The sequence below is a fragment of the Niabella sp. genome (genome assembly GCF_030150205.1).
Taxonomy (GTDB): Bacteria; Bacteroidota; Bacteroidia; order Chitinophagales; family Chitinophagaceae; genus Niabella.
Genome location: NZ_JASLGT010000033.1, coordinates 45,785 through 72,037 on the forward strand (window position 1 = coordinate 45,785; position 26,253 = coordinate 72,037).

The window sequence follows — 26,253 nt, forward strand, 5'->3', positions numbered from 1 at the left end:
ACCAACAGCCATTTTCTGTTGTAGTAATTTTGTATTATGGAAACAGCAGCAAAGATCAAATGGAAAGTGGAGGGTATGGATTGCCCAACCTGTGCCCTTACGATTAACAAATACCTGGAAAAAGAAGGCATGGAAAACGTGAAAGTGAACTTTGCCACCGGTGATGTCAGCTTTGAATTGAAAGGACAGAAAAATGAATCGGTATTATCGAAAGGATTAACCGGTTTGGGTTATACCGTAATGGATCACGATGAAGCACAGGCACATCAGCACACACATACGCATAACCATGACAAACAGCGGGGATGGTTAACCACCAATATGCAACGCTTCTGGTTTTGTTTACCTTTTACCCTGGTATTGATGCTGCATATGATACCGGCGCTTCAGCACTCATGGCTCATGCAACCCTGGATCCAGTTTGCCATTACCCTTCCGGTGTTTGCGGTGGGCATGTCTTATTTTGGCGTCAGCGCCATTAAAAGCATCCGTAACCGTATGCCCAATATGAACGTGCTGGTTACCATTGGCGCCCTGGCGGCGTTTATTTACAGTTTGTATGGCACTTTGACCGGCCAGCATGATTATATTTTTTATGAAACCGCCGCCACGGTGATCACGCTGGTATTCCTGGGCAATTACATGGAAGAGCATACCGTTTCATCCACCCAGGCGCAATTAAAAAAGCTGGCTCAAACACAAGTGGTAATGGCCAATATGATTGCCTACGACCAGGAGCATCATGAAAACATCTTTCCTGTAGAAAGCACTGCCTTAAGGACGGGCGACCTCATCCTTATTAAAAGCGGTGAGCAGGTACCTGCAGATTGCAAAATATTATGGGGGGAGGCGCAGGTAAACGAAGCCATCCTTACCGGGGAAAGCGTTCCGGTAAAAAAGCAGTCGAAAGACATCCTGATCGGCGGCAGCATGATGGCAGACGGTACGGTAAAGGCGCAGGTAACCGCTGTAGGAAAAGATACCGTGATGGCCGGCATCATTAACCTGGTAAACGAAGCCCAGGGAGAAAAACCACCCGTACAGCAGATGGCCGATAAGATCAGTGCCGTTTTCGTTCCCGTAGTCATTGGCATTGCCGTTCTTACATTTATGGTCAACTGGTTTATTTTACAGGATTTTACCCCTGCGTTAATGCGGGCCATTGCCGTGCTGGTGATTGCCTGCCCCTGCGCCATGGGACTGGCCACTCCGGCAGCTATTGCTGTGGGCCTGGGACGTGGCGCGCGCAACGGCGTATTGTTCCGCAATGCCACCAGTCTGGAAAATTTCAAAGACATCCGCCAGGTGGTATTTGATAAAACCGGTACCCTTACCACCGGAAATTTTACGATTGCCGGTTTTCAGATCCTGGATGAACATATCAGTGAAGAAGCATTTAAAACCATTGTATATTCATTGGAAAAATATTCGAACCACCCCATTGCAAAAAGCGTTGCCCGTAACTGGAAAACAAAAAGCGAGATCCGCTGGAAGCAGGTCAAAGAAGAAAAAGGCAGGGGAATGTTTGCTACCGACAAGGAGGGTGTTGAATATGGGGCGGGGTCTTTTGAGATCGCCGGCGAACAAACCAGCGCCGACCATCATAATATTTATATTACCCGCAATCAACAGCTGATTGGCACCATCGACTTGAAGGATGAACTGCGGCCGGAAGCCAAAACAGTCATCAACTACTTTCACAGTAAAAATATTAAGACCATTTTACTGAGTGGCGACCGGCTTTCGAAGGCGAAACAAATTGCGGAAGAACTGGGGATCGATGAGGTTATTGCAGAAAAAACACCGGAAGAAAAGCTACAGATCATTGGTGAAAAAAATGCACAGACGCCCACCGCCATGGTAGGTGACGGCATCAACGATGCGCCAGCCCTGGCAAAGGCTACCATTGGCATCAGCATGAGCGACGCCTCGCAAATTGCAATGCAGACGGCGCAGGTAGTACTCACGAATCATGGCTTAAAACACCTGCCGTTGGCAATGGGATTGGGCAGGCATACCTACAAAACCATTAAAGAAAACCTGTTCTGGGCCTTTTCTTACAATATCATTGCCATACCGGTAGCCGCAATCGGATTGCTGACCCCGATGTTCGGAGCGCTTATTATGGCGTTTAGCGATGTGATACTGGCGCTGAACAGCGGAAGGCTAATGGTGAAAAAAGTGGTGTAACGCCGTGCAATAAGGAGCCAACCACAGGCATGCTTCCTGCTTTAGGACGGAAATGCCCAACCGGATTTTTAAGGATACGGCAGGCAGTGCATGGATTGTATAAAACCGGGTCGAAACAATACTTCAAAGTCAGTTTCAGCGTTCAATTGGGATGCAGATGCTCCATAAATCTATGTTAAAAACCTGCGGAGATGGTATTGCTCCCCTGCTGCATTCCCGGTCTTCAAATGCATGAAACTGCGGCGTTGCCATATCACCTGCGGATTTTCCGGGAATTACGGCTTGTAAATCCGTGAAACGCCCGGCACCCGGTTGCTGCGGCCCTTCGGGATTTGAAAATTCCGTGTACCTTTGAATAGTAAACGAATGGGGCTCAATATCAGGTTATCAGAAGATCAGCATCTATGGAACAGGCGTTGCGGGAAACTTTAAAGAAGTATTTTGGGTATGACCATTTTCGTCCATTGCAGTCAGCAATCATCCAAACGGCCATTGAAGGGAAAGATGTGCTGGCCCTGATGCCTACCGGTGGCGGCAAATCACTCTGTTACCAGATACCGGGTTTATACAAAGAAGGGCTTTGCCTGGTTATTTCGCCGCTGATCGCCCTGATGAACGACCAGGTACAGAACCTGCGCAAAAAAAATATCACGGCCTTCGCCATTCATACCGGTATGCAGCGCAAAGAAGTGATCCATGTACTGAAGACCGCTGCACACAGTAACTGCAAATTCCTGTATGTTTCTCCGGAGCGACTGGAAACTAACCTCTTTAAGGAATACCTTCCGGCACTGCATATAAACCTGGTTGCAGTAGATGAGGCCCATTGTATCTCTCAATGGGGGTACGATTTCCGCCCTCCCTATTTACGTATTGCCCGGTTACGGGAGGAGCTGCCCGGCGTGCCCATCATGGCGCTGACGGCCTCAGCAACCCCAAAAGTACAGGAAGACATTTGTGAAAAACTTTCACCGGAGGGTGCAAACAACTTCACCATTTACCGCCAGTCTTTTGAACGGCCGAATTTATCTTACAGTGTTTTTAAAGTAGCCAGCCGTATCCATAAAATAACGGAGATCCTGAAAAATGTTCCGGGGTCAGCGATCGTTTATTGCAAAACCCGCAAACATACCAAGGAACTTAAGGACCTCCTGCTGATGGAAGGCATTGCCGCCGACTATTACAATGCGGGATTGCCGGCCGAAGAACGCACCCGAAAACAACAGGACTGGATCCGGAACAAAACCCGGGTGATCGTATGCACCAATGCCTTTGGTATGGGCATCGATAAACCGGATGTACGGGTAGTTATCCATGCGGATGTTCCGGACTGCCTGGAAAATTATTACCAGGAAGCGGGACGTGCCGGAAGAGACGGAGAAAAATCCTATGCTGTTTTACTGTATAATGATGCAGAACTGGACGTACTGGAGAAAATGCCCGATCAACGCTTTCCCGATCTGGAAACCATCCGGAAGGTATATGGCAGCGTGATACACTACCTCCAGTTACCGGAAGGAGAACCGCCTGGCGAGTTTTATGATTTTGACCTGAAAGATTTTATTAAAAAATTCGGGCTGGATGTTACCACAGCCATCTATGCCCTAAAGGCACTGGAGCAGGACGGCTGGCTTACCTTTAATGAACAGGTTTTTATACCGTCAACGGTCCGGTTTACGGTGTATAAAGAGGCACTGTATGAATATGAAGCAACCCATGCCGATTCAGAGCCGCTGATTAAAACCCTGCTGCGCACCTATGAGGGGATCTACGATTATCCCATCGGAATTTCAGAAAGTTATGTGGCTTACCTGATGAAAACGGATATTCCCGTTATCAAAGAGCAGCTCCTGCGGCTGCATGCGGATGGCGTTATTGACTACCAGCCGCGGAAAGAAGACCCGCAGCTGATGCTCACCCGCACAAGGATCCGGATTGCTGAACTGCAAATCAATATGAAGAACTACATGGCCCGTAAACGGCTTTTTACCGAACGGATCGAACAGATGAAACAGTTCATTCTCAATGAAAGAGAATGCCGCAGCAAAATGATCGGTCAGTATTTTGGAGATATGGCGATAAAGGATTGCGGCGTTTGTGATAACTGTTTAAAAAGAAGAAATAATCAACTTACACACGAGGTCTTCAAAACCATTCAAACCCGGATCCGGGAAACACTTACAGCCCCCTGCACCATCCCGCAACTGATGACCCAGTTACAGGGTATTGAAAAAGAACATATCTGGACGGTGATCAATTTTCTTACCCGCGAAGAGCAAATCCAGATGCTGGAGGACGGCACCATCAGCTGGAAAAAATAATCTTCAACAGCATGTCATCCGCCAACAGCGTCTGAGTATCCCCTTAAAACATTATGACCATTATTTGACGGGAAGCCGGTATGTGTGGGCATAAAGAAGGCCGATTGTAAAAACAATCAGCCGTTGCTAACCTATGAAAAACACCTACTGTAAAGGTACGAAAAAGATCGTTTAAAAAAATCAGCGCACCGGAATTTTCTTAAAAATTTGTCAAAATCATCCGCGCCATTAAAACATAAATCGCGGATTCGCAAAATTTAGTCCCGGAGCTCAGTAATGGCTTGGTTATTGTGCATATTTTCCTGCCCTTTATTACCCTCTTAACAATCGTGAACACATATGCAACAATTAATCAGGATCCGGGAAAAACTGGATCAACTCCGTAATATGGATATCAGGCAGGAATTGCCTGGTGCCGACGCCCATCAATACCGGCTGAACCCGGTGCTAAAGCCGGAAGAAGTGCACCGGTTTGAAACGACGCACCAGGTACAATTGCCGGAAGAATACGTAGCCTTTCTTACCAACCTGGGCGACGGTGGCGCAGGTCCGTTTCAAGGTCTTCGTCAACTGGAAGGCAGCCGGATCAGCTTCTTTGACCCTACCGGTGCCCACCAGTACTTTGATTTATCCCGGCCCTTCCCCCACACTGAAAAATGGAATATGGAATGGGAACTGGAGGCGCTGGATGCCCGGCTGGAGGCTGCGTATGAAGCGGGAAACCAGCAGCTGGAAAAGCAGCTTTTTGAAAGAAAATGGGACCTCATCAGCGGGACTGAGCATGATCAGGGGCGGTTATATATGACCGATGATGGCTATGGCACCCAGATCAGCCTGGTAGTAAATGGCCAGGAAAAGGGAAACATGTGGTCCGACGAACGGATCAACGACGGTGGCATTCATCCCTCAAATGAACTGGGCAATACGGGAAAGATATCGTTCCTGAACTGGTATGAACTATGGCTGGATCACGCGCTCAAAAAAATGCGCGGCGTTCAGCGAAGGTTCTTTCCGTTCCTGTCGCTCAACGAGCCCAGGAAGATCCGGGATTCCGTTTCCTGTAAATAGCAAAAAAAAATCATCCCTTTTGCCGGATATACCGGATCATTCCGCGTGTAAGCAGCCATTGTGCCAGCACATAGGTGGTCATAATAGCCCAGCCGCCCCATGCTGTTGGGTGATAAAATTTATTCATTGCAAGCACAGAATCCGATACCACAAAAAAGATCGCTCCGGTCAGGATCATCTGTGCCGTTTTATGATCCGCCAGGTCATATAAATGCATCGCCAGCAGCAGCATAAAACTGATGACGATACCATATACCAGCACCGGAATTTTTAACGCGTCCAGGTGCGGCAGCAAAAAGCTCATCATAAAAAAATAATACACGCCTACTATGATGGCCGTATACCATTTTCCGGAAACAGATTCCTGTGTTTTTATAAAATGAAAACACAGGATGTAAAAAACATGCGCAATCAAAAAGGAAACCAATCCCAGGATAAAGTATAATTCCTTGTTATTGGCAAACATTAACAGCGTGTCTCCCCCTGCAGAGAACAGCAATGCACCAATGATCCATTTTTTAAACGGCGAAATAATACCGGCAGTTTCAGCAATAAAGATACCCAGTAAGGTGCCTGCCAGCAGGGGTTTTAAGAAAAATTGCAGGACATCATTTTGCAGGGCCATCCCGGCAAAATACAGGAGCACCACGCCGATAAAAACAATATTCCAGGCAGCCTTCATTTTAAATTAAAAATAAGCATTCCGGTGATAGCAATAAAAAATGCATACAGGATTGCTCCTATCCTTTTACCGGCTTTACGCCCGTAAGGTTGCCATGATCAATAGAAAAAGTAAGCGGCAGGTTGGTTTTCCAGGCTCCTTTTGTAAAATCGGGAATGGACACAGGAACCGATTTCCCGGCCACGGATCGCTCGCTTAACGGACCAATAGATGACCAGAGCGCTGCGTCATACACATTATGATCTACCGGCAAACCGTTGCGCAAACAATCGACCCAACGCCAATCCATTAAAAAATCCATTCCGCCATGACCACCGATCTGCCGGGCCATTTCTCCCAGGTGCTTTACCAGCGGCAGGGTATATTTTTCTTCGATCTTTTTCATTTCTGCCTCCGGCAGCCAGCCATCATGCCCTACGGAAATTTTCCCCGGCAACGGATATTTTTGTGCCGCCGCCCGGGTTCCGCTTACCAGGTGCAACCTGGAGTACACGCGGGGCGAGCTGGTATCATGCTGCAGCATAATGGTTTTTCCCTTATGGGTTTTGATCACCGATGTATTCATATTTCCTCTGAAAGGCGCATTCAGAAAGGGTTTGAAGGTGGCTGCATCTTTCTGGTACGCCTCCTTTTCAAGCCCGTTCAATGTAAAATCATTGCTGCTCATCGATACCAGGTAATCCATCTGATCGCCCCGGTTGATGTTCATAATATTGCAAATGGGTCCCAGCCCATGGGTCGGATACAGGTTCCCGTTGCGTTTGGCATTTTCACGCAACCGCCAGAGATCGTACCGTTTGGTGGTATCAAAAAGACTATCGGCAATATCATGTATATATGCGCCTTCTCCATGAATGATCTCACCAAAAAATCCCTGCCGGGCCATGTTCAGCGTTAGTAATTCAAAAAAATCATAGCAGCAGTTTTCCAGGAAAATGCAATGCCGCCGGTAGGTTTCCGAAGCTTTAACCAGGTCCCAGGCCTCCTGTACATTATCGTTGGTACCTATTTCCATGGCCACATGTTTGCCATGTGCCATTGCATAAATAGCAATGGGAATATGCAGCTTCCAATGGGTAGCGATATAAACCACATCAATATCCTTTCGTTCACAGAGCCGCATCCAGGCATCGGCCTTACCGGTATATAATTCAGGATTGAAGCCTGTGTTTTTTATGCTTTCTTTTGCCAGCTGCGCCCGTTCCGGCCGGATATCGCAAATAGCATTTACGGCCACATTTTCAATATAACAAACCCTTTTAACCGCTGCCGCACCCCGGTTCCCCACGCCTACAAACCCGATACGTACGGTTTCCAGTTTGGCGGCGCGGTAATTGTTCATATTCACACCTGGTGCCAGCAGCGCCGAAGGCACCGAAGCCGTTGCTGTTCCAGCGGCTGCAGTACCTGCACCTAAGATTCCCAATACCTTTAAAAAGTCTCTCCTGTTATGATTCATAAAACAACATTTTTAATAGCTGCGCTGCAGATCCGGCGTGCCCGGTTGCAGTACCATTTTCATTGGCAACGATCTTTAAAACAATCATCGGTTCCCACGCAGCCGGTTAAAAATACAAAAACCTTTTATGGACCATCGGCCAAACACCGGCAACGTTCCCGCTAACGAATCGGCCGCCAACATCCAAATGCTAAAGGTATTGTCCCTTCAATCATGTGTACAAACAGATGGGCTATTCCTTAAACCCTGAATATTTTTTGAGAATCTTTAGTTGTCCTTTTACAAGGGCTTCATCTGCATCGGGCAATACGACTACCGGGACGTTCAGGGCTTCGCAGGCCAGTATATAAGCAGACAGATGTGTTGCATTGCCCAGCAGGTATACCGGCTGGTTTTGCGGCAATGTCTTCAGCTCTTCACCAATCAGCAGCCCGCTGAGATAATGATAATTTTGTTCCGGTAGCACCTGCTTTAATAATTGATTGGTACGCACTCCAAAAAGATGATGCAACAAAGAATGCGTTTGGCTAAGGCGTACAGCACTTATAAACCAGGCCCGGCAGCCGGGATCCGTTAGCTCCGTATTACGGATAACTGAACCCGAAAGGATACTCTGTTCCGCCAGCAGGCCAAACACCTCCCCGGTCATAAAGGTTTGAAAACCGGAGACCATGCCATTCCGGATCTGCACATGCTTGGGATGGGTTCCCGGTAACAACAGCAGCAGTTCCTGCTCCGTAGCAGGCAGGGCATCTGCAATTCCTATGATCTTTGTTTCCTCCCCCCGCATCACATCCGTTTCGGTACAGGCCCCGGAGATCAGCAGCAGCGGGTTACGATCATTTGGAAGCGGCTGCAATACCAGGCCGGAGCCATCCATAGCAAAGGGCAGCTTTTTATAAGACAATTCCATCAACCCAATGGAAGAAGAAGCCATGCCGGATATAACAACAGAGACTCTCTCGAGGGAGTAGCCCAGTTGCTGCTCCATAATATAAATCTGCCGGTTTAAAAAGTCCGTATAATATTCCTGTCTGCTGATGTGGTCACGGACCTGTTGCCAGTCTGCCGCCGTATGTGCAATGCCTTGCTGATGTTGCACAGTTGCCTGTATAGCCAGATCATGTATTTGTACCAGTCGTAACCGGAAGGTACTCGTTCCCCAATCGCAACTTAAAAAACTATCCATACAATGAATGTTATTGCTCCGATGAAGTGCCGGCAGCCACCCGTTCTACATTTCCCACCAGGAAGATGTAGGAACAGGCACCCAGTGCGCCCAATACCGCTATAAACATCAGTGCCGGCGCAAAATTGCCGCCACTGGCCAGGAATCCGATCACAATCGGCACTATGATACCGGAAAGCTGGCCAATAAAATTAAAAACACCGCCGGTAATATCGATCAGGTGTTTGGGAGCCAGCGTAGATACAAAGATCCAGGTAATAGAAGCAAAGCCTACTCCAAAAAAAGACACGGACATAAACAGGATGATCCAGCCCGGCGTGTGTACATAATTAGCGCCCACAATACATACGGATAATAACAGCCCTGCAATGATGGGCCATTTGCGGGCACGTGCAAGCGGTACCCCCCTGCGCACCAGGTAGTCTGAAAGAAATCCCGAACTGAGCACGCCTGCAAATGCCGCCAGGTAAGGTACTGAGGCCCAGTAGCCCGATTGGATAAAATCCATCCCCCGGTAATCGACCAGGTATTTGGGAAACCAGGTTAAAAAGAACCATAGGGCACCATTTACGGCAAACTGTCCCAGGTAAATACCCCATAATTTCCGGTGTGACAGTACTTCCCGGAGATCGCTCCATTGAAAGGCCCTTTTGGCATTATTATCCGGCTGGTTGTTTAACAGGCCGCCGCCTTTTTCTATATGCGCCAGCTCTGCCTTATTGGCTTTTTTATGTTGCAATGGGTCCCGGTAAAAAAAGTACCACACCAATCCCCATACAACACCGATCAGCCCGGTGATCACAAACAACCCTTTCCAGCCGGCCTGCAGCTGGATCCTGGAAAGCACCGGCATCAGGAATGCCAGTCCCAGGAACTGCCCGGAAGTATACACCGCAATAGCCGAAGCCCGCTCCTGCATAGGAAACCAGCTACTGACCACCCGGTTGTTGATGGGGAAAGCCGGCGCCTCCAAAGCACCGGTAACCATCCGCAATCCAAACAGGGATGCAAAGCCTCTTGCAAAACCCTGCAATACGGTAGCCAGCGACCAACTGATGAGGCTGATGGCATACAGTACCCTTGGCGCAAAACGGTTCACCAGGATGCCGCCGGGGATCTGGAATAACAGGTAGGTCCAGCTGAATGCGGAAAAAATAAGCCCCATCTGTACCGGCGAAAATTGGAATTCCTTTCCGATGGCGGAAGCCGCCACCGCCAGGTTACTGCGGTCCATATAATTGATAACCACATTTACAAATATGAGGAACAATACCTGGTACCGGATCCGTGTAGGCCTTGCAGCCGGGTTATTTGTATTCATATTTTTTTATTTTACCATTCTGCGATACTTCCATCATGGTGCCGCCATACCGGGTTTCGCCAGTTATGCCCCACCGCAGCCATTTTGCGTACCTGCGCCTCATTCATATCAATGCCCAACCCGGGTTGGTCCGGTATCTTTACATATCCATCCTTGTATTCAAAAACCGTTTTATCGCTGAGGTAATCCAACAGGTCACTGCCCTGGTTGTAATGGATACCCAGGCTTTGTTCCTGTATAAAAGCATTGTGGCAGGTTGCATCTACCTGCAAACAGGCCGCCAGGGCGATAGGGCCCAGCGGACAGTGCGGTGCAGCCGCCACATCAAAAGCTTCGGCCATCGAAAGGATCTTTTTGCATTCTGTGATGCCTCCCGCATGCGATACATCCGGCTGAATGATATCCGCATACCCTTCTGTAAGCAGGGTTTTGAACTGCCACCTGGAGAACATCCGCTCCCCGGTGGCAATTGGAATGGCTACATGATTTGCAATTTCCCGCAATACCTCATTGTTTTCCGGCAATACGGGTTCTTCAATAAACATCGGGCGGAACGGTTCCAGTTCCTTTGCCAGGATCTTTGCCATGGGTTTGTGTACCCGGCCATGAAAATCGATGCCGATCCCAAAATCGGGCCCGGTGGCCTCCCTTACGGCGGCGATGCGTGCCACGGCCTGATCGATCTTATCATAGCTATCTACATATTGCAATTCCTCCGTGGCATTCATCTTTACCGCCAGGAATCCCTGTCCGGCCATCTGGCGGGCCGCAGCACCCACATCTGCGGGGCGGTCACCACCGATCCAGGAATAGACCTTCATAACATCATGCGCCCTGCCGCCCAGGAGCTGGTGTACCGGTGCGTTATAATACTTTCCTTTAATATCCCACAGTGCCTGGTCAATACCGGCAATGGCACTCATAAGGATGGGGCCTCCACGGTAAAACCCTGCGCGGTACATCGTGTTCCAGTGGTCCTCGATGTTTAATGGATCCTTACCCTCCAGGTATTCCATCAGCTCATCTACCGCGGCCTTTACAGTGGCGGCCCTCCCCTCAATCACCGGTTCGCCCCAGCCCGTGATGCCTTCATCGGTTTCAATTTTTAAAAACAGCCAGCGGGGTGGCACCTGGAACAGTTCATAACTTTTTATTTTCATAAACATCTTGTTTAGGAGGCCATCGCCCTGATAAATTTCCGGGCATTTTCTTTCAGCGTTTCCAGGTAGGCGCCGGTTATTGGCTCCTTGGTATTCACCAATGCGCTGCCAATGCCAAATCCAACCGCCCCGGTCTTCAGATAGGCCCCAATATTCTCCGGTGTAATACCTCCGGTAGGCAATAAGGGAATATGCGGCAACGGAGCCCTGAGGTCTTTAATATACGCAGGAGAAGGGGAAGGGAATACCTTTACAATATCTCCGCCAGCGCGATGGGCCGTATAAATTTCCGTAGCGGTATAGGCACCGGGAATACTGACAGCTCCCAGTTTTTTTGTAGCAAGGATCACGCTTTCATCCACTACGGGAGAAAGGATAAAACGGGCCCCGGCGCTCACCGCATCTGCAGCCATGGTGGCATTTAGTACGGTTCCGGCTCCAATGACCATATCTCCACCCAGCTTGTCCGCCACCTGTTCGATGGCCCGCAGCGGCGCTTCCGAATTCATGGTAATTTCCAGCAGCCGGATGCCGCCCTCATATAAGGCAGTGGCAATGCGAACTACATCTAAAGGATCCGCGCCCCGTAAAATAGCAATGAGTTTGTGGGTCGTTATTTGTTGATAGACGGTCATATCGTTCCTGTTATTTTTAATGCGAAATCGTTAATGAGAGCGAAAGATAAACAGAAAAGGTAAAAAAGCCAATGCGCTGTTCATGCAGACAAAGCAGCTATATCCAGAAAAAGCCATCAGCGTAGATTCGCGGAAAATATCTGCGAAAAATCTGCGGGAAAGGTATCCCGCAAATGACGCGGATCTACCGCAGAAGGCGAAACGATCAGCAGAAATCAGCGGGAAAAACCGCCGGCAGCCACAAGCTTATAAATGAATCCACACTCAAACATTGGTTATCTTTGCACCATGGAATTATACGCAGCATCACTCACTTCATATAAAAGACTGTTAACCAAAGAGGTAAAGATCGGAGATTTATTACTCGGCAACCATCATCCCATCCGGGTGCAAACCATGACCACCACCGATACCATGGATACGATGGGTACGGTGGAACAATCCATCCGGTGCATTGAAGCAGGTGCGGAACTGGTACGGATCACCGCGCCTTCTAAAAAAGAAGCGGAGAACCTGCTGAATATAAAAAATGAGCTGCACAAAAGAGGGTATAACACGCCGCTGGTGGCCGACATCCATTTTACACCCAATGCTGCGGAAATTGCGGCACGTATCGTAGAGAAAGTACGGGTGAACCCCGGCAATTATGTCGATAAAAAGAAATTTGAACAGATTGAATATACCGATGCAGAATATGCAGAGGAGATCGACCGCATCCGCGACCGCTTTACACCGTTGATCAAAGTGTGTAAGGAATATGGTACCGCCATGCGCATTGGCACCAATCATGGCAGCCTGAGCGACCGCATCATGAGCCGTTATGGCGATACGCCCATGGGCATGGTAGAAAGTGCGATGGAATTTTTACGTATTGCAAGGGATGAGCAGTACCACCAGATTGTGCTGAGTATGAAAGCCAGCAACCCCATTGTAATGGTGCAGGCCTACCGGCTGCTGATCAAAACCATGGATGAGGAATTTGGAGAGATCTACCCGCTGCACCTGGGCGTTACCGAAGCGGGCGACGGAGAGGATGGCCGCATCAAATCAGCGATCGGTATCGGAACGCTTATGGAGGATGGCATCGGCGACACCATCCGTGTTTCGCTTACCGAAGATCCGGAACTGGAAATTCCGGTATGCCGGGATATTGTGAAGCGGTATGAAACCAGTTTACAAGTTGAAAAGTTGAAAAGTTTACAGGAGAGAGAGACGGCTACCCCCTCTCTGTCAACTAATCACTACAACCCCTTTCAATCGCGGAAACACAAGACCATCAGTGTGGGAAATATTGGCGGGGAGCAGGTGCCGGTGGTCATAGCAGATCTGAGCAAACTGGCAGCAATTACACCTGCCTCGTTGCAGGCTGTGGGTTATACCTATGATGCCGTTAATGATAAATGGCATATTGCCGATGCGGCTGCGGATTATATCTACACCGCCAAGGCCGAACTGGATTTTTCTTTACCCGGTCTGCTGAAGGTGATTACCACGCCTGAGCATTGGGCCGCGGCAAAAGATCAGGCAAAATATTTTCCCCTATACGAGACTGATACGTTTTTGAATACCGGCACAACAAGCCAGACCCTGAATTTTGTGCTGCTCGATGCCGGTAATTTGCAGGCATTGGACGCGTTAGCAGCGAAAACAAACATCGTGCTTTGCCTGAACAGTCATCAAAAAAACGCCATGCAATCGGTACGCCGCATGTGTATTGCATTGGAAGAACGGGGCATCAACCATCCGCTGATTTTTATTACGGATAGTAACTGGAGCACCGCAGATGAGCATTTGATCCATTTTGCCACAGAAACCGGTGCGCTGTTCCTGGATGGATATGGCAATGGTATTTGTCTTGGAATGCATGCGCAGGCTTACCAACAATTTAACGACGCCCAACTCAGCGGACGCCGCTATACTTTGGCTGCAGACACCGGCGCTGCAGAACAGTTTATGAACAACACAGCCTTTAGTATTTTACAGGCTACCCGTACCCGCATTTCAAAAACTGAATATATCTCTTGTCCCTCCTGTGGCCGAACCCTGTTCGATCTGCAGGAAACCACAACAAAGATCCGTTCGGTTACCAATCACCTCAAAGGAGTGAAGATCGCCATCATGGGATGTATCGTCAATGGTCCGGGCGAGATGGCCGATGCTGATTTTGGGTATGTAGGCAGCGGTCCCGGAAAGATCACCCTTTACAAAGGCAAGGACGTGGTAAAACGGAACGTGAACAGCGATATTGCGGTGGAAGAACTCATCAATCTTCTAAGGGAGAATGAGGTCTGGATTGAGCCTTAGGGCTGCTTAGCTATTAGCGATCAGTTTTCAGCCTTCAGTTATCAGTTAATTGCGTTTGGGATCGATGATCCGGGTTGCGAGCATAAACCGAATCTGATGTGAACATTGAACCTGGAACCCTTAAAACAAAAGCAGCGACTGCCCCCCTACTTTTTTCTTGGCCCCGGTTGGGCGTATATTATACGTAAACGTGGCCATATAATAGTTGCCCAGTACATTGCCGCGGCTGTATTTAAGCATATTCTGTGCCAGCACCACATCGGTATTATTCATCTTCCGCAGGATATCGTATACCCCCAGGCGTAATACACCGGCTTCATTTTTCAACATCGTAATGTTCAGTGCCGCATTCCAGCGCACAAACCGGCGAAGGGAAGGATCCACGATAGCACTGTTCTGTATAAAAGCTACATTGTTCTCCAGGATGATGTGCTTGGGCCAGCGCAATATCTGCTCTGAGCTGATCTCATAATTTGAGACACGGTATGATTGAAACAGGGCGGTATTGGAATTTCTTACCCGCTGCCCGCCGTAATTGACGTTATTGTTCCATTCAAATACATCGTTCCAGTTTAACCCGATACCCGCCCAGAGATTGGTATTGTTCCGGTATTGTTTGCTCAGCTCATTGTTATAACTGAAAAAGTTTTCATTGTACTCATAAAAGAACCCGATGTTGGAGTTCATTGTAAACCGCTGTGAAAATTTATTCTGTTTATTAATGCCACCGTTTCCGGAAATACTTTTGCCACCATTAGCATTCACAGGCATAATGATCTGGGTACCGTTATCCTGTAACACGATGTTTTGGATCACATCATTTTTAATCTTCGCTGCACGGGCCCATCCCCAAACATTCAGCCCCAGCTTGGGATCATAGGTGTACATGTTTACCTGCAAGCTATGCCGGATAGCCGGCACCAGGTTCGGGTTGCCGTTACTGATCACATACGGATTGGTATTATCAAATACCGGGATCAGGTAGCGGTAGTCCGGCAGGATCACTTCTTTCCGGTAATCGATGTTCAGCTTGCCCAACACAATTCCCAGCTCCGGCAAAAAAGTATTTAATCGCTGTACCACATCTTCCGGCATCGACACCAGCCGGTTTGTAAACCGCTGTGACTGGTAGCGCAGCCTGGGCGTAACGGTTAATTTTTTGTATTTGTATTCCAGCCCCAATGCGGTAGAAAGGTTATTGCTGGTTCGCTCGAACCGGTTGCTAAGACCATTGTTCAATATCGTAAAGCGGCCCGATCCATCGAGGCCATAGGTGTGGATGGTATTGGTCAGGTACTCGTACTCATATCTGGCATCTACCCGGGCGGAAAGATTTTTAACAATCGGTTCGCTGTAATTACCATTGATATTGGCATTAAGCGTAGGCACTTTCTCCTGCCGTAACTGGTCAAACAGGCTGTCTTTCGGCTGTGGATATTTGTATTGAATGAACGAATGCGTGGTGGCAGCATTATCCCGCAACTGCCAGATCAGCTGGTGATTTACCGTAAAGCGGCGCCCTTTACGGGCTCGGGATAACCGGTTGTATGTAATGTAATGCCGGTAATTCCGGCTGATATTATCCCGGTCCAGGTCTACCCGGCCATCGCTCAAATTGCCCAGTACCGAATGCGTGCTTTGCACCAGCGTATAACGGTCATCGACCGTATTGCCCGTCATGTAATTGATGCCGGCCTGGATATTGGTTATAGAATCCGGCCGCAGTTTGGCCCCCAGGCCGATGTTATGCGCATTGATCAATACTTGGGCCTTTTCATCTTCGGTTCTTTTTAAAATAGTATCTCCATTATTGTATTCGGTATACCCATCATTCTTTACATCCACTTTTACATTCCCGTAAAAATATTGCCCGAAAATGGATTGTTTACTATTGGGCGAATGGTTGATGTTCAAACCCAGTCCGGAACTGGTGCTGATGCCCCCGTATTCTGTAATACCTCCAAAATTGATATTGTTGATCCGGATGCCGGTGCCCCCGCTGGCATTGCGCCAGATGCTGACACTGCGATTGCTGTTTACGTCGGAATTGCGTTGTATGCCACCGGTCTGCATCAGCTCGGAAAAACTAAATCCCGGACGGTTAAGGTTATTAGTATATCCCAGCGCACTCACCTGCAAGGTATCCCTGAATACATTGGCTATGGCCCCCGCTTCATAGGTACCAGCCGTACCACCGCCCGCATAAGCCTTCCCAAACATTCCTTTTTTTACGCCTTTTTTAAACGTCAGATTGATGACCTTGCCCACATTATTGATATTATCATCACCCCTGCGCAGCAGCTCTTCCTTATCATCCGTTACCTGCACTTTATCGATCACATTAGAGGGAAGGTTGCGTGTGGCCATTTTCGGGTCGTCACCAAAAAAAGCCTTTCCATCTACAGTAATCCGGTTGACGGGTTTCCCGTTTACGGTGATATTTCCATCCCGGTCTACCTGCACCCCCGGCAGCTTTTTCAGCAGGTCTTCCACCAGCGCATTGGGCAGGGTTTTAAACGCCGCTGCATTGAATTCAATGGTATCCTTACGCACAGCCATGGGCGGACGCTCCGCCACTACCAGTACTTCATCCAGCGAGGTACTGTCCGGAGCCATCCAAAGCGTATCCAGGTTTAGGGAACCCGAACTTAACGTAAAGTCTTTTCGCATTACCTTATACCCGGTAAAGGTTGCAATGAGCCGCAGCGGTGTATTTAATGGCAGGCCCGGAACTTTAAACGCACCATCTGTAGCAGACAACCGGTAGGTAATAATACTGGTATCTGCTGCCTTGTATACCGTAACTGTGGCCAGGTAAAGTCCTTTCCTGGTTTGTGTATCCAGCAGCGTTCCGGTGATACCGCCCTGCGCCTGCACCCATAGGGTAGCCAGCAGCAGGAAGGCGATCATTCCTGTTTTCTTCATGAGCATTCTTTTAAGCAAGGTTATTTAAAAACACCACCTCCTGTTGATACCCTGTGACGAAACGGCAAAACAATGGTATAAAATGAAGAAAGTGCTGTGCGAAATTATACGACATAATTCGTATTAAGAAATCGTAGGTGCTTTTTAGGAAATTGATAACATTTGTTTTTGATCCCAGGGAGAAGGTATTGTTCCGGGAACGGTTGGTAAATGACTTTACTTCCGGCCTGATCCCTGCATCAATTCGTCGATCATGGAAAGGATCCGTTTTGCCTTTACGATAGCCGTTTTAGGCGTATAGACCCAGCTGATCCATTGCTGTTGTTTTCCTTCCGACAGTTGCAGAAATTTTTCATAAGAGCCGGGTACATCCTTCATACATTCGATCAGTTCCTCCGGGATGGTTAGCGGCGTATCGTCTTTATATAAGATCAGCTTTACAAAATCGCCGGCCTCTTTTTTTATTTTTTTGCGGATCTCAGCCTTCAGCGGAAAGAACAGGCGGCCATTACCCATCGGTTGCAACCGGTAATGCTGAAACGCCATCCCATCAACACTGCCCTTTACCCTTACCCAACCAAAAGGAGCCTGTTTATCCGGGGCAATCTCGGGGATCTCCGCATAGGTCCACCCGCCTTTACCAGGAATTCTTTTTAACAGATAGATATCGCACACCAGGGGTTTCTCCATTTCTGATATTCTTTTAACGCATTTTTAATACTGAACGGCAGCTCCTCTCTATCGGGATATTACCGTATACAATATTACACTCATCAAATGACAACGGGCTGTCAGGAGAAAATCGCGGCGATTTGCCCCTAAAAGAAATAATGCCGGAGGATATAGGAAATTTCATACAGGATAAAAAGCAGGGCCAGCACATATTGAAACCGGATATTGTTAAACCGCATGCCCAACAGGCATAGCAAAATATGCACGAGGTTGCGCACGGGATATTCCCAATGCAGCGACTGGAAGTATTGTTTTCCTTTTAAAAGGGTATCCGCGAAGTCAATAATAAAGATGACGATCAGGAAGGAAAAGAACCATTTTTTCCGGGAAAAGAAATAGTCTGTATACCCGTTGTAGTCATTGATATTGTCCGGGAAGATCAGTACAGACAGGGCAAAATACATGGTTGTATAAAAAATAAGGAACAGGTATTCCAGGAAATTCCAGTTTCCCACACTAGTGAGCCGCGCCTCCCACCACCAGAAGTGAATGATCAGCAAAAACGTATACCCCACCCACATTAAATGCAATGGGCTTGGCCTGGGGCCTTTGCGTTGATCGATCAGCTTTACGGCGTTTTTAAGCAGCTGGGCGATCCCGAATCCCAGGATGATGCTGATCATCGTTCTTACATGCGTGAAGGTTTCCTCCATAATAGTGATGTTTGCGGATAGTTTACAATACAGATTGGAAGTTCCTGCTGCAAAACGGGGAATGCTCCGGCAATTCTTACAAGCGTTCCGTATTACTTCAGACGCTCCAGCACACCCTTTCGTTTTACGATATTTTTATAATCCCACTGAATGTCTGCTGCTTTTTTAAGCCACCGTTCCAGGTCTTTTTTATTAATGGCATTTTCCCGGGTGTAGCGGACTTCCGCTGCTTTAAAACTGCCCTCAGGCAGTAAGTCCGGTTCCTCAAACGACTGGCCGCTCCAAAACAACAAACGCACACTATCCTTTAATTTGCTATAACCCACTACTGGATTACCATCGAGAAACCATACCGGATGCCGGTGCCAGATCTTATTTTCGCCCTGCGGAAGATGGATGCAGATCTCACTGGCCAGCAAATCGCAGATAGCCTGATCATCTTTTGTCAGAGCCTTGTTATAAGCGGTTATATCCGGGTTCATGGTGCCATTTTAATGGAAGATACGGCATTTATCCTTCCGTTGCCGGGTTGTTACACAACAATGCTTAACCGTAGAGAACGAGTGGTACAGAGGTCGGCGATGATACTCCTTCGCAGAACGCTACGGCCACTCCTTCCCCGCGGTAAAAGCAGTGTAAAAAAATACGGGCGGCTCATTGCGCAACCCCGAATTCACAGAAGGCCTTAATCAGCAATTTTATCCTGCATGCACACCTTCCATGATTTCTTCTACCATTCTTTTGTTAAACGCAGGCAGGTCCTTGGGTGTACGGCTGGTCACTAAACCGGCATCTACCACCACTTCTTCATCGGCCCATTCAGCGCCCGCATTCACAAGATCTACCCGGATAGCGGGCACCGATGTCATCCGCCGGCCGCCCACCACTCCGGCATTGATCAGCAATTGAGGGCCGTGACAGATGGCTGCTACCGGCTTCTGCTGATCGAAAAAGTCTCTTATAAAATCCAGCGCCTCTTCATTTGTGCGCAGTTTATCGGGGTTTAATACTCCTCCGGGTAATACAAGGGCGTCGAATGTTGAGGAATCTGCTTCTGCTACCGTTTGATCTACCGGGTATTCCTTTCCCCAGTTTTTGTCGGCCCAGGCCTTTATGCTGCCCGCTTCCGGACTAATGATCAACGCTTCCCAACCCTGTTGTTCCAGGTATTCCTTTGGCGATTTCAGTTCGCTTTCTTCAAAGCCATGCGTAGCAAGGATGGCGACTCTTTTTTTCATGTTGCTGTGTTTTTGTGGTTCATTCAATTTGTTTAGAGGGATCGGATGTCCCTTGCATTACTGCCACAAAAACCAGTCCCGAAGCCCGGCACATGTTCCGGAAGCTGTTAAAAAATCCAATAAAAATTTCCCGGCGGGGCTGTTAATACCGCATTCTTTAGCGACCTACTCCCCCAATCAATTTGTTATACGCTAATGCCAGCCCCATCCAGTAATCCAAGGCCACCGTTGTACGAAGCTGATCCTCATCTACATGCACATATCCACGGTATCGGCGTCCTTTCATAATAACGGTATCGCAACCTTCTTTTGCCACCAGCATATCGTGCAGATCGGGGTTTACCCGGCACATGATCCTGCCAGGGCCAACGGTAAGGCACATCTTTCCATGGAGCATAAAGGCCAGCCCGCCAAACATTTTCTTTTCGATAACATCGGGCAGGGATGCCAGGGCCTGCCGTATACGTTGTGCAAGAGATTCGCTATATGCCATACGAAATGAATTTAGGATGGTATGTTTTTCTGAAACGTCAGCGTATCAAAAAATATCGTAAGGGCCTGCAATTTCCCATTCCGCGCTTCCCAGATCTCTGCTACATCGCCCGTCATCTGCACTCCATTGGGAAACCTATAATCATACGTACCGATCACACAGGCCTTATCACCATCTACGATCATTTCTTTGATCCGCATAGTGGTGAACACCCTGGAGAACCGGTCGATCACCTGCCGGTAAGCCGCTTTGCCTGTAAGTGGCTGCGGATGGGTCATATCGCCACCGGTGAATGTAAAATCATCGGCAAGTACGGTTTCCCATCCCTGCTTTTGAGCAAAGCCGCTGTAATAGCGTTCCAAAAGTTGTGCTGTGGTGGCTGCATTTTCCATGATCTGTTGTTTTTAATTTTAAGCAATCCGTATCTTTGTTCTTGCATTTTGCAAGTACTAAATTAGGAAAGTTATTGCAAATTGCAAGTACTTAAAAATGAGTAAGCAAAGATCCGACTGTCCCATCAGCTGTTCGCTGGATATTTTTGGTGATAAATGGTCACTTTTGATCATCCGCGATGTGATGCTGCGCGGTAAATGTTCGTATAGTGAGTTTTTGAAATCGGAAGAAAAGATCGCTACCAATATCCTTACCAGCAGGCTTGCATTGCTGGAGGAGGCACAGATCCTGTCAAAAGAAGTAGCGCCCGAAAACCGGTCGAAATTCATTTACCACCTTACACAAAAGGGTGCCGACCTGCTGCCCATCATTATTGAACTGATGGATTGGGGCGCCCGGTACAATAGCAATTGTCCACGCAGGGAACTGGGGAAAAAAATAAAAAAAGATAAAGCCGCCGTTGTTACTGAATACACGCAGCGGCTCAAAAAACAAGTCCGGTAGCAGTTACCGGAAGGCCTCCTTTACCGGTTGGCCCCGCCAGCTTTCCGGCATTTTCAGCTTTAACAGCCAGGCGATGGTAGCCGCTGTATCGTATGTAATGATGGGCTGTTTTAATGCCTTGCCTTTTTGTACGCCCCGGCCATAGATAACCCAGGGGATCTGTACTTCGTCCAGTGATTTACCGCCATGGCCCTTGCCTTTTCCCCCATGGTCTGCAGTTACCAGGATCACCGATTCACCGGCAATACCGGCATCTTCCACCGCTTTTACGATCCGGCCAATACGGGCATCTACTTTCTTCAGTTCTTTATAATACTCCGGCGTGCGATGACCAATGTTATGACCCACGCCATCCGGTTCATCCAGGTGTACAAAGGTCAGTACCGGTTTTTGCGTCCGGATAATAGCAATGGCCGTATCCACACAAAAATCGTCATTATCCTTTCCTGCTACGCGTATGGTGGTTGCCGCCTTTTCTACCAGCGGACCAATCCCCTGCCAGCTATAGATCAATGCCGACACGGCCTCCGGCCGCTGTTCCTTCAACAGCGAAAAAACGGAGGGGAACAATCCATACCGGCTGGTATCCGCCGAAGGTATCTCCGGAACCGCGCTATTCCATTCGGTATAACCATGTACCGTAGGTCCGGCCCCCATCAACAGCGAAGCCCAGTTTACCGAGCTGGAAGAAGGCAGTACCGAACGGGCGGTTAAGGACCAGGATCCTTCCTGCATCAACTTTTTCAACTGGGGCATTTCAGCTTCCGGAAGCGCATAAGCACCAAATCCGTCGCAGCCGATCAGGATCACATGTTTTACTTTAGATGGCTGGGCCATGGCCGCAAACGGCAATACCATCACCATGAACGCTATTATAACTTTACGCATATTGCTCATTATCGTTTTTATTTTTAAACCGTCAGAACGGCGAAGATACACCAGAAGCCTTACCGGAATTACCTTGCAGCAGGACAACCGGTTGCACGTTTGCAAAGTGTCCCTTCGGGTTTTGCCTACATTTGAAATGGTTGCAGCTACCATTCTTCCGCCGGTTTTGAAAAACTATTTTAGAAGCGTTTGACCGCGCCTTATATGCTCCAAACCAAATAAATCCTATTTTTACTGTTTAAACAAAGCACATGCAGCAGGTAGATTTTTTGGTGATCGGAACGGGTATTGCCGGACTTACATACGCCTATAAAATGGCGCGTCAGTTTCCTGATAAAAAAATACTGGTACTTACCAAGGCCGCCGCGGATGAAACCAATACCAAGTATGCGCAGGGTGGTGTGGCCGTGGTGAACGACCTGGAACACGATAGTTTTGAAAAACATATTGAAGATACCCTGATCGCAGGCGATGGTCTTTGCAGTAAAAAGATCGTAGAAATTGTGGTTACGGAAGGACCCGAACGTATTAACGAATTGATTGCCCTGGGTACTAATTTTGATAAGGAAGAAGACGGTGATTACAAACGGGGAAAGGAAGGTGGCCATAGCGAGTTCCGGATTCTGCATCACAAAGATATTACCGGCTGGGAAATGGAACGGGCCCTGCTGGAAGCCGTTGGCTCCTGCCCCAATATCGAAATCATTAAGCATTGTTTTGTAATAGACCTCATCACCCAGCATCATCTTGGCTACCTAGTAACCAAGGCAACCCCCGATATTGAATGCTATGGCGTATATGTACTCAACCTGCGCACCAATGAGATCGAAACCATATTGGCAAAAACCACCTACCTGGCTTCCGGAGGCAACGGGCAGGTATACCGTACCACTACCAACCCGGGCATTGCCACCGGTGACGGCGTAGCCATGGTATACCGCGCCAAGGGACGTATCGAAAATATGGAGTTCATCCAGTTTCATCCTACCGCTTTGTTTGAAGCGGGACTAACCGGCCAGGCATTCCTCATTACAGAAGCCGTTCGGGGTGATGGCGGTATCCTGCGCAATAAAGACGGGGAAGCCTTTATGGAAAAATATGATGAGCGCAAAGATCTGGCCCCGCGCGATATTGTAGCACGGGCTATCGACAGTGAGATGAAACGTACCGGTACCGAACATGTATGGCTGGATTGCCGGCACTTTGAACTGGAAAAGTTCCTTGAGCATTTCCCCAATATTTACGAAAAGTGTAAAAGCATCGGCATCGATATTGCGCAGCAGATGATCCCGGTATCGCCGGCGGCCCATTACAGCTGCGGCGGTATTAAGGTAGATGAATGGGGACAAACCTCCATACGCAATTTATATGCCGTTGGCGAGTGTAGCAGTACCGGGTTACATGGTGCCAACCGACTAGCCAGCAATTCCCTGCTGGAAGCAATGGTTTTTGCCCACCGCTGTTTTGAGCAGGTGTCTGCAAAAGCGCTGAACAACGAATTGAACCATCATCGCTACGAGGGCGATATTCCGGAATGGAATGCCCGGGGCACTATGCAACCCAAGGAAATGATCCTGATTACCCAAAGCCTGAAAGAGCTGCGGCAGGTGATGTCGGACTATGTAGGTATTGTACGCAACAATATCCGCCTGGAACGGGCCTCTAAACGGCTGGATCTTTTATGGGAGGAAACGGAACAATTGTACCGCTCCAGCAAGGTGTCGCCCCAATTGCTGGAACTGCGCAACCTGATCACGATTGGGTACCTGATTGTAAAAGGCGCCATTTTCCGCAAGGAAAGCCGGGGTCTGAACTACAATACCGATTACCCGGAAAAGAGTGTACTGGTTCAGAATGTAGTGTTGTAGCAATTTTTGAGATTTGGAACTTGAGATTTGGAATTTATTAGTTGAGATCTGGATCTTGCTATTTGAGATTTGAATCTTGTTATTTGAGGTTTGAGATTTAGTATTTAATGTATTATATTGTTTACGGTTTTTTGTATCTATGTTCCCTGCTTCCCCTGCCGGTACTCTACCTGCTGTCAGACTTTTTTTACGCCGTGGTATATTACCTGATCGGGTACCGGAAAAAAGTAGTGATGGACAACCTGGCCATTGCCTTTCCGGAAAAAACAATGGAAGAACGGAAACGCATCGCCAAAAATTTTTATCATAATCTCATCGACTCTTTCATAGAAACGGTAAAGCTCCTTTCTGCATCGGATGCTTTTTTTGAGAAACGCTTTACCGGCAACTGGGAGGTGGTAGACCGCTATTACGACCAGCATCGCAGCGTGCAACTGATCCTGGGGCACACCTTTAACTGGGAATGGGGCAATGTGCAGATTGTGCGAAAGATCCGGCACACTTTCCTGGGTGTATACATGCCCATCAGCAGTCAGCCGCTGAACCGGGTTTTTAAAAAGCTCCGTTCCCGCAGCGGCGCCGTTCTGTTGAGCGCGCACCATATGACCCGCGAATTTTTACCCTACCGGAAGGCCCTGTATTGCCTGGGACTGGTAGCCGACCAAAGCCCGGGACATTTAAAGAATGCGCGATGGTACAACTTCTTCAACCGGAAGACCGCCTTTACCGTTGGCCCTGCAAAAGGCGCCATCACCAATGATGCTGTTGTGGTGTTTGCTTCTATTCAACGCCGGAGAAGGGGCTATTACGAGGTTACTTTTACGGTAGCCGAAGAACACCCTAAAGGCCATGTGGATGAAAACCGGCTCACACAAAAATTTGTACAATTCCTCGAAGCCACCATTCGCCGGCACCCGGATATGTGGCTTTGGAGCCACCGCAGATGGAAACATGAGTGGAAGGAAGGGGATATTATGGGGGAATGATGCCAAATACACAATAAAGGCACCCAAACACTCAATACATCAGAATTGGGTTGTACCAAAGGTTTACATTTGTGATACAAAAAACGCACAATGAAAACAACAATGCTTATATTCCTGTATCTGATTGCCCCGGGTCCGGCAGCCCTTGCTCAAAAATCACTGTCCGTTATAAAAGCCACTTCCACCAGCGTTGATATAAGAGATGATGGAACACGGGTAAAAAATGCATGGCGTATTGTTCCCGAAGAAAAATTAGACGTATATACGACTTCCGCAAAACGGGTAACGTTTTATACAGATATTGACTCCATTTCCTTCAACATCGACCCTCAAAAACAATACGATTTTGTGATTCTGCTGAATGGAAAAGATTCGGCGAAAACGCGGATCCGGTACCAGCCCTCCAGGTTGAACATTTTGAAGGGCGCCGGGAAATATAATTTGGAAGACAACCGGTTCATTCCCCGATTCACCTATCAATCGGCAGACGATTCCGGCTTAAAGAGAATCCGAACCTATTTACAATTAGACTCGGTAGCCGGAAAAGGAAATGAATTATCTCAAATTTTCAACCTTTTGCATTGGGTGCACAATCTTATTAAACACGACGGCGGCAGCAATAACCCCGTACTGAAAAATGCCATTGATTTAATAAAAGTCTGTAAGGCTGAAAATCGCGGTGTCAATTGCAGGATGATGGCAACCATTCTTAATGAATGCTATTTATCGATGGGTATAAAATCGAGATATGTAACCTGCATGCCAAAAGAAACAAACTTTGATGATTGCCATGTGATCAATATGGTGTACAGTAAGGACCTGAATAAGTGGATCTGGATTGATCCCACATTTGATGCATACGTGATGGATGAAAAGGGAAACCTCCTGGGAATAGAAGAAGTGCGGGAACGATTGATTAAGGTCCAGCCGCTGGTTTTGAACGCAGACGCCAACTGGAACCGAAAAAGCAGCCAGACCAAACAGGGATATCTTGAAGGGTACATGGCAAAAAATTTATACCGGCTACAAACCCCGCTTGTTAGTGAATATGATACCGAAACCTGGAAAAAAGGGAAAACAGTAACCTATGTAGAACTGCTTCCGTTAGATGGCATTGAACAATCCCCACAAAAAAAGGAATCATTAAATAACGTAACAGGCGTTACATTTATTCACTACAAAACCAACAACCCCGGTCTGTTTTGGGTGAAACCGGAATAACCGGTATGGTTTAAAAACAGCAG

The 26,253-nt window shown here is 48.0% G+C and carries 22 protein-coding genes; 8 read left to right on the forward strand and 14 right to left on the reverse strand.

Going from position 1 to position 26,253, the window contains the following annotated elements:
* Positions 1-36 precede the first annotated feature (36 nt).
* From Q1V85_RS23615 to Q1V85_RS23625, 3 genes are all read left to right on the forward strand, one after another.
* Positions 37-2,190, forward strand: coding sequence for a cation-translocating P-type ATPase (locus Q1V85_RS23615; protein ID WP_300604166.1), 2,154 nt, complete (start codon positions 37-39; stop codon positions 2,188-2,190).
* A gap of 404 nt (positions 2,191-2,594) precedes the next feature.
* A complete protein-coding gene (locus Q1V85_RS23620; protein WP_300604168.1) occupies positions 2,595-4,511 on the forward strand; it encodes an ATP-dependent DNA helicase RecQ in 1,917 nt (638 codons plus the stop codon).
* A gap of 339 nt (positions 4,512-4,850) precedes the next feature.
* Positions 4,851-5,579, forward strand: coding sequence for an SMI1/KNR4 family protein (locus tag Q1V85_RS23625; RefSeq protein ID WP_300604171.1), 729 nt, complete (start codon positions 4,851-4,853; stop codon positions 5,577-5,579).
* 10 nt (positions 5,580-5,589) lie between these two features.
* On the opposite strand, the gene Q1V85_RS23630 is transcribed toward Q1V85_RS23625, so the two are convergent.
* The 6 genes from Q1V85_RS23630 to Q1V85_RS23655 form a co-directional block, all read right to left on the reverse strand.
* Positions 5,590-6,261 carry a lysoplasmalogenase gene (locus Q1V85_RS23630; protein WP_300604174.1) on the reverse strand — a complete coding sequence of 224 codons (672 nt, stop codon included), beginning with the start codon at positions 6,259-6,261 and terminating at the stop codon, positions 5,590-5,592.
* Between the two features lie 58 nt (positions 6,262-6,319).
* Positions 6,320-7,720, reverse strand: coding sequence for a Gfo/Idh/MocA family oxidoreductase (locus tag Q1V85_RS23635; RefSeq protein WP_300604177.1), 1,401 nt, complete (start codon positions 7,718-7,720; stop codon positions 6,320-6,322).
* Positions 7,721-7,952: 232 nt separating this feature from the next.
* The gene (locus Q1V85_RS23640) at positions 7,953-8,909 is read right to left on the reverse strand and encodes a 2-dehydro-3-deoxygalactonokinase (RefSeq protein ID WP_300604180.1); all 957 of its coding nucleotides are present in this window, start codon (positions 8,907-8,909) and stop codon (positions 7,953-7,955) included.
* 10 nt (positions 8,910-8,919) lie between these two features.
* A complete protein-coding gene (locus Q1V85_RS23645; RefSeq protein WP_300604183.1) occupies positions 8,920-10,230 on the reverse strand; it encodes an MFS transporter in 1,311 nt (436 codons plus the stop codon).
* Positions 10,231-10,241: 11 nt separating this feature from the next.
* Complete coding sequence (gene dgoD, locus Q1V85_RS23650) at positions 10,242-11,390, reverse strand: galactonate dehydratase (RefSeq protein ID WP_300604186.1); 1,149 nt, start codon at positions 11,388-11,390, stop codon at positions 10,242-10,244.
* An 11-nt stretch (positions 11,391-11,401) separates the two neighbouring features.
* Positions 11,402-12,025, reverse strand: coding sequence for a bifunctional 4-hydroxy-2-oxoglutarate aldolase/2-dehydro-3-deoxy-phosphogluconate aldolase (locus tag Q1V85_RS23655; RefSeq protein ID WP_300604188.1), 624 nt, complete (start codon positions 12,023-12,025; stop codon positions 11,402-11,404).
* A gap of 288 nt (positions 12,026-12,313) precedes the next feature.
* Here Q1V85_RS23655 and ispG point away from each other — a divergent pair, with 288 nt between their 5' ends.
* Positions 12,314-14,329, forward strand: coding sequence for a (E)-4-hydroxy-3-methylbut-2-enyl-diphosphate synthase (ispG, locus tag Q1V85_RS23660; RefSeq protein WP_300604190.1), 2,016 nt, complete (start codon positions 12,314-12,316; stop codon positions 14,327-14,329).
* A 120-nt stretch (positions 14,330-14,449) separates the two neighbouring features.
* On the opposite strand, the gene Q1V85_RS23665 is transcribed toward ispG, so the two are convergent.
* From Q1V85_RS23665 to Q1V85_RS23695, 7 genes are all read right to left on the reverse strand, one after another.
* Positions 14,450-17,254, reverse strand: coding sequence for an outer membrane beta-barrel protein (locus tag Q1V85_RS23665; protein ID WP_300604192.1), 2,805 nt, complete (start codon positions 17,252-17,254; stop codon positions 14,450-14,452).
* 216 nt (positions 17,255-17,470) lie between these two features.
* The gene (locus tag Q1V85_RS23670; RefSeq protein WP_300604194.1) at positions 17,471-17,944 is read right to left on the reverse strand and encodes a YdeI/OmpD-associated family protein; all 474 of its coding nucleotides are present in this window, start codon (positions 17,942-17,944) and stop codon (positions 17,471-17,473) included.
* A gap of 128 nt (positions 17,945-18,072) precedes the next feature.
* Positions 18,073-18,639, reverse strand: coding sequence for a hypothetical protein (locus Q1V85_RS23675; RefSeq protein WP_300604197.1), 567 nt, complete (start codon positions 18,637-18,639; stop codon positions 18,073-18,075).
* 92 nt (positions 18,640-18,731) lie between these two features.
* On the reverse strand, positions 18,732-19,121 hold the full coding sequence (locus tag Q1V85_RS23680) for a DUF1801 domain-containing protein (protein ID WP_300604199.1): 390 nt from the start codon (positions 19,119-19,121) through the stop codon (positions 18,732-18,734).
* A gap of 216 nt (positions 19,122-19,337) precedes the next feature.
* Positions 19,338-19,877, reverse strand: a complete 540-nt coding sequence (locus Q1V85_RS23685; protein ID WP_300604202.1) for a type 1 glutamine amidotransferase domain-containing protein — start codon at positions 19,875-19,877, stop codon at positions 19,338-19,340.
* Between the two features lie 157 nt (positions 19,878-20,034).
* A complete protein-coding gene (locus Q1V85_RS23690) occupies positions 20,035-20,370 on the reverse strand; it encodes a TfoX/Sxy family protein (RefSeq protein WP_300604205.1) in 336 nt (111 codons plus the stop codon).
* Positions 20,371-20,381: 11 nt separating this feature from the next.
* Positions 20,382-20,762, reverse strand: coding sequence for a nuclear transport factor 2 family protein (locus Q1V85_RS23695; RefSeq protein WP_300604208.1), 381 nt, complete (start codon positions 20,760-20,762; stop codon positions 20,382-20,384).
* 97 nt (positions 20,763-20,859) lie between these two features.
* Here Q1V85_RS23695 and Q1V85_RS23700 point away from each other — a divergent pair, with 97 nt between their 5' ends.
* A complete protein-coding gene (locus tag Q1V85_RS23700; RefSeq protein ID WP_300604211.1) occupies positions 20,860-21,267 on the forward strand; it encodes a helix-turn-helix domain-containing protein in 408 nt (135 codons plus the stop codon).
* Positions 21,268-21,270: 3 nt separating this feature from the next.
* On the opposite strand, the gene Q1V85_RS23705 is transcribed toward Q1V85_RS23700, so the two are convergent.
* Positions 21,271-22,155, reverse strand: a complete 885-nt coding sequence (locus tag Q1V85_RS23705) for an alkaline phosphatase (protein ID WP_300604213.1) — start codon at positions 22,153-22,155, stop codon at positions 21,271-21,273.
* A gap of 251 nt (positions 22,156-22,406) precedes the next feature.
* Between Q1V85_RS23705 and nadB the strand changes: the two genes are divergently transcribed.
* The 3 genes from nadB to Q1V85_RS23720 all read left to right on the forward strand — a co-directional run bounded on the left by nadB (position 22,407) and on the right by Q1V85_RS23720 (position 26,230).
* Positions 22,407-24,023 (forward strand): L-aspartate oxidase, encoded by a 1,617-nt coding sequence (nadB, locus tag Q1V85_RS23710; RefSeq protein ID WP_300604215.1) that lies wholly within the window; start codon positions 22,407-22,409, stop codon positions 24,021-24,023.
* A 107-nt stretch (positions 24,024-24,130) separates the two neighbouring features.
* On the forward strand, positions 24,131-25,009 hold the full coding sequence (locus Q1V85_RS23715; protein WP_300604217.1) for a lysophospholipid acyltransferase family protein: 879 nt from the start codon (positions 24,131-24,133) through the stop codon (positions 25,007-25,009).
* 90 nt (positions 25,010-25,099) lie between these two features.
* Positions 25,100-26,230, forward strand: a complete 1,131-nt coding sequence (locus Q1V85_RS23720; RefSeq protein ID WP_300604218.1) for a transglutaminase-like domain-containing protein — start codon at positions 25,100-25,102, stop codon at positions 26,228-26,230.
* The last annotated feature ends 23 nt before the right edge of the window (positions 26,231-26,253 follow it).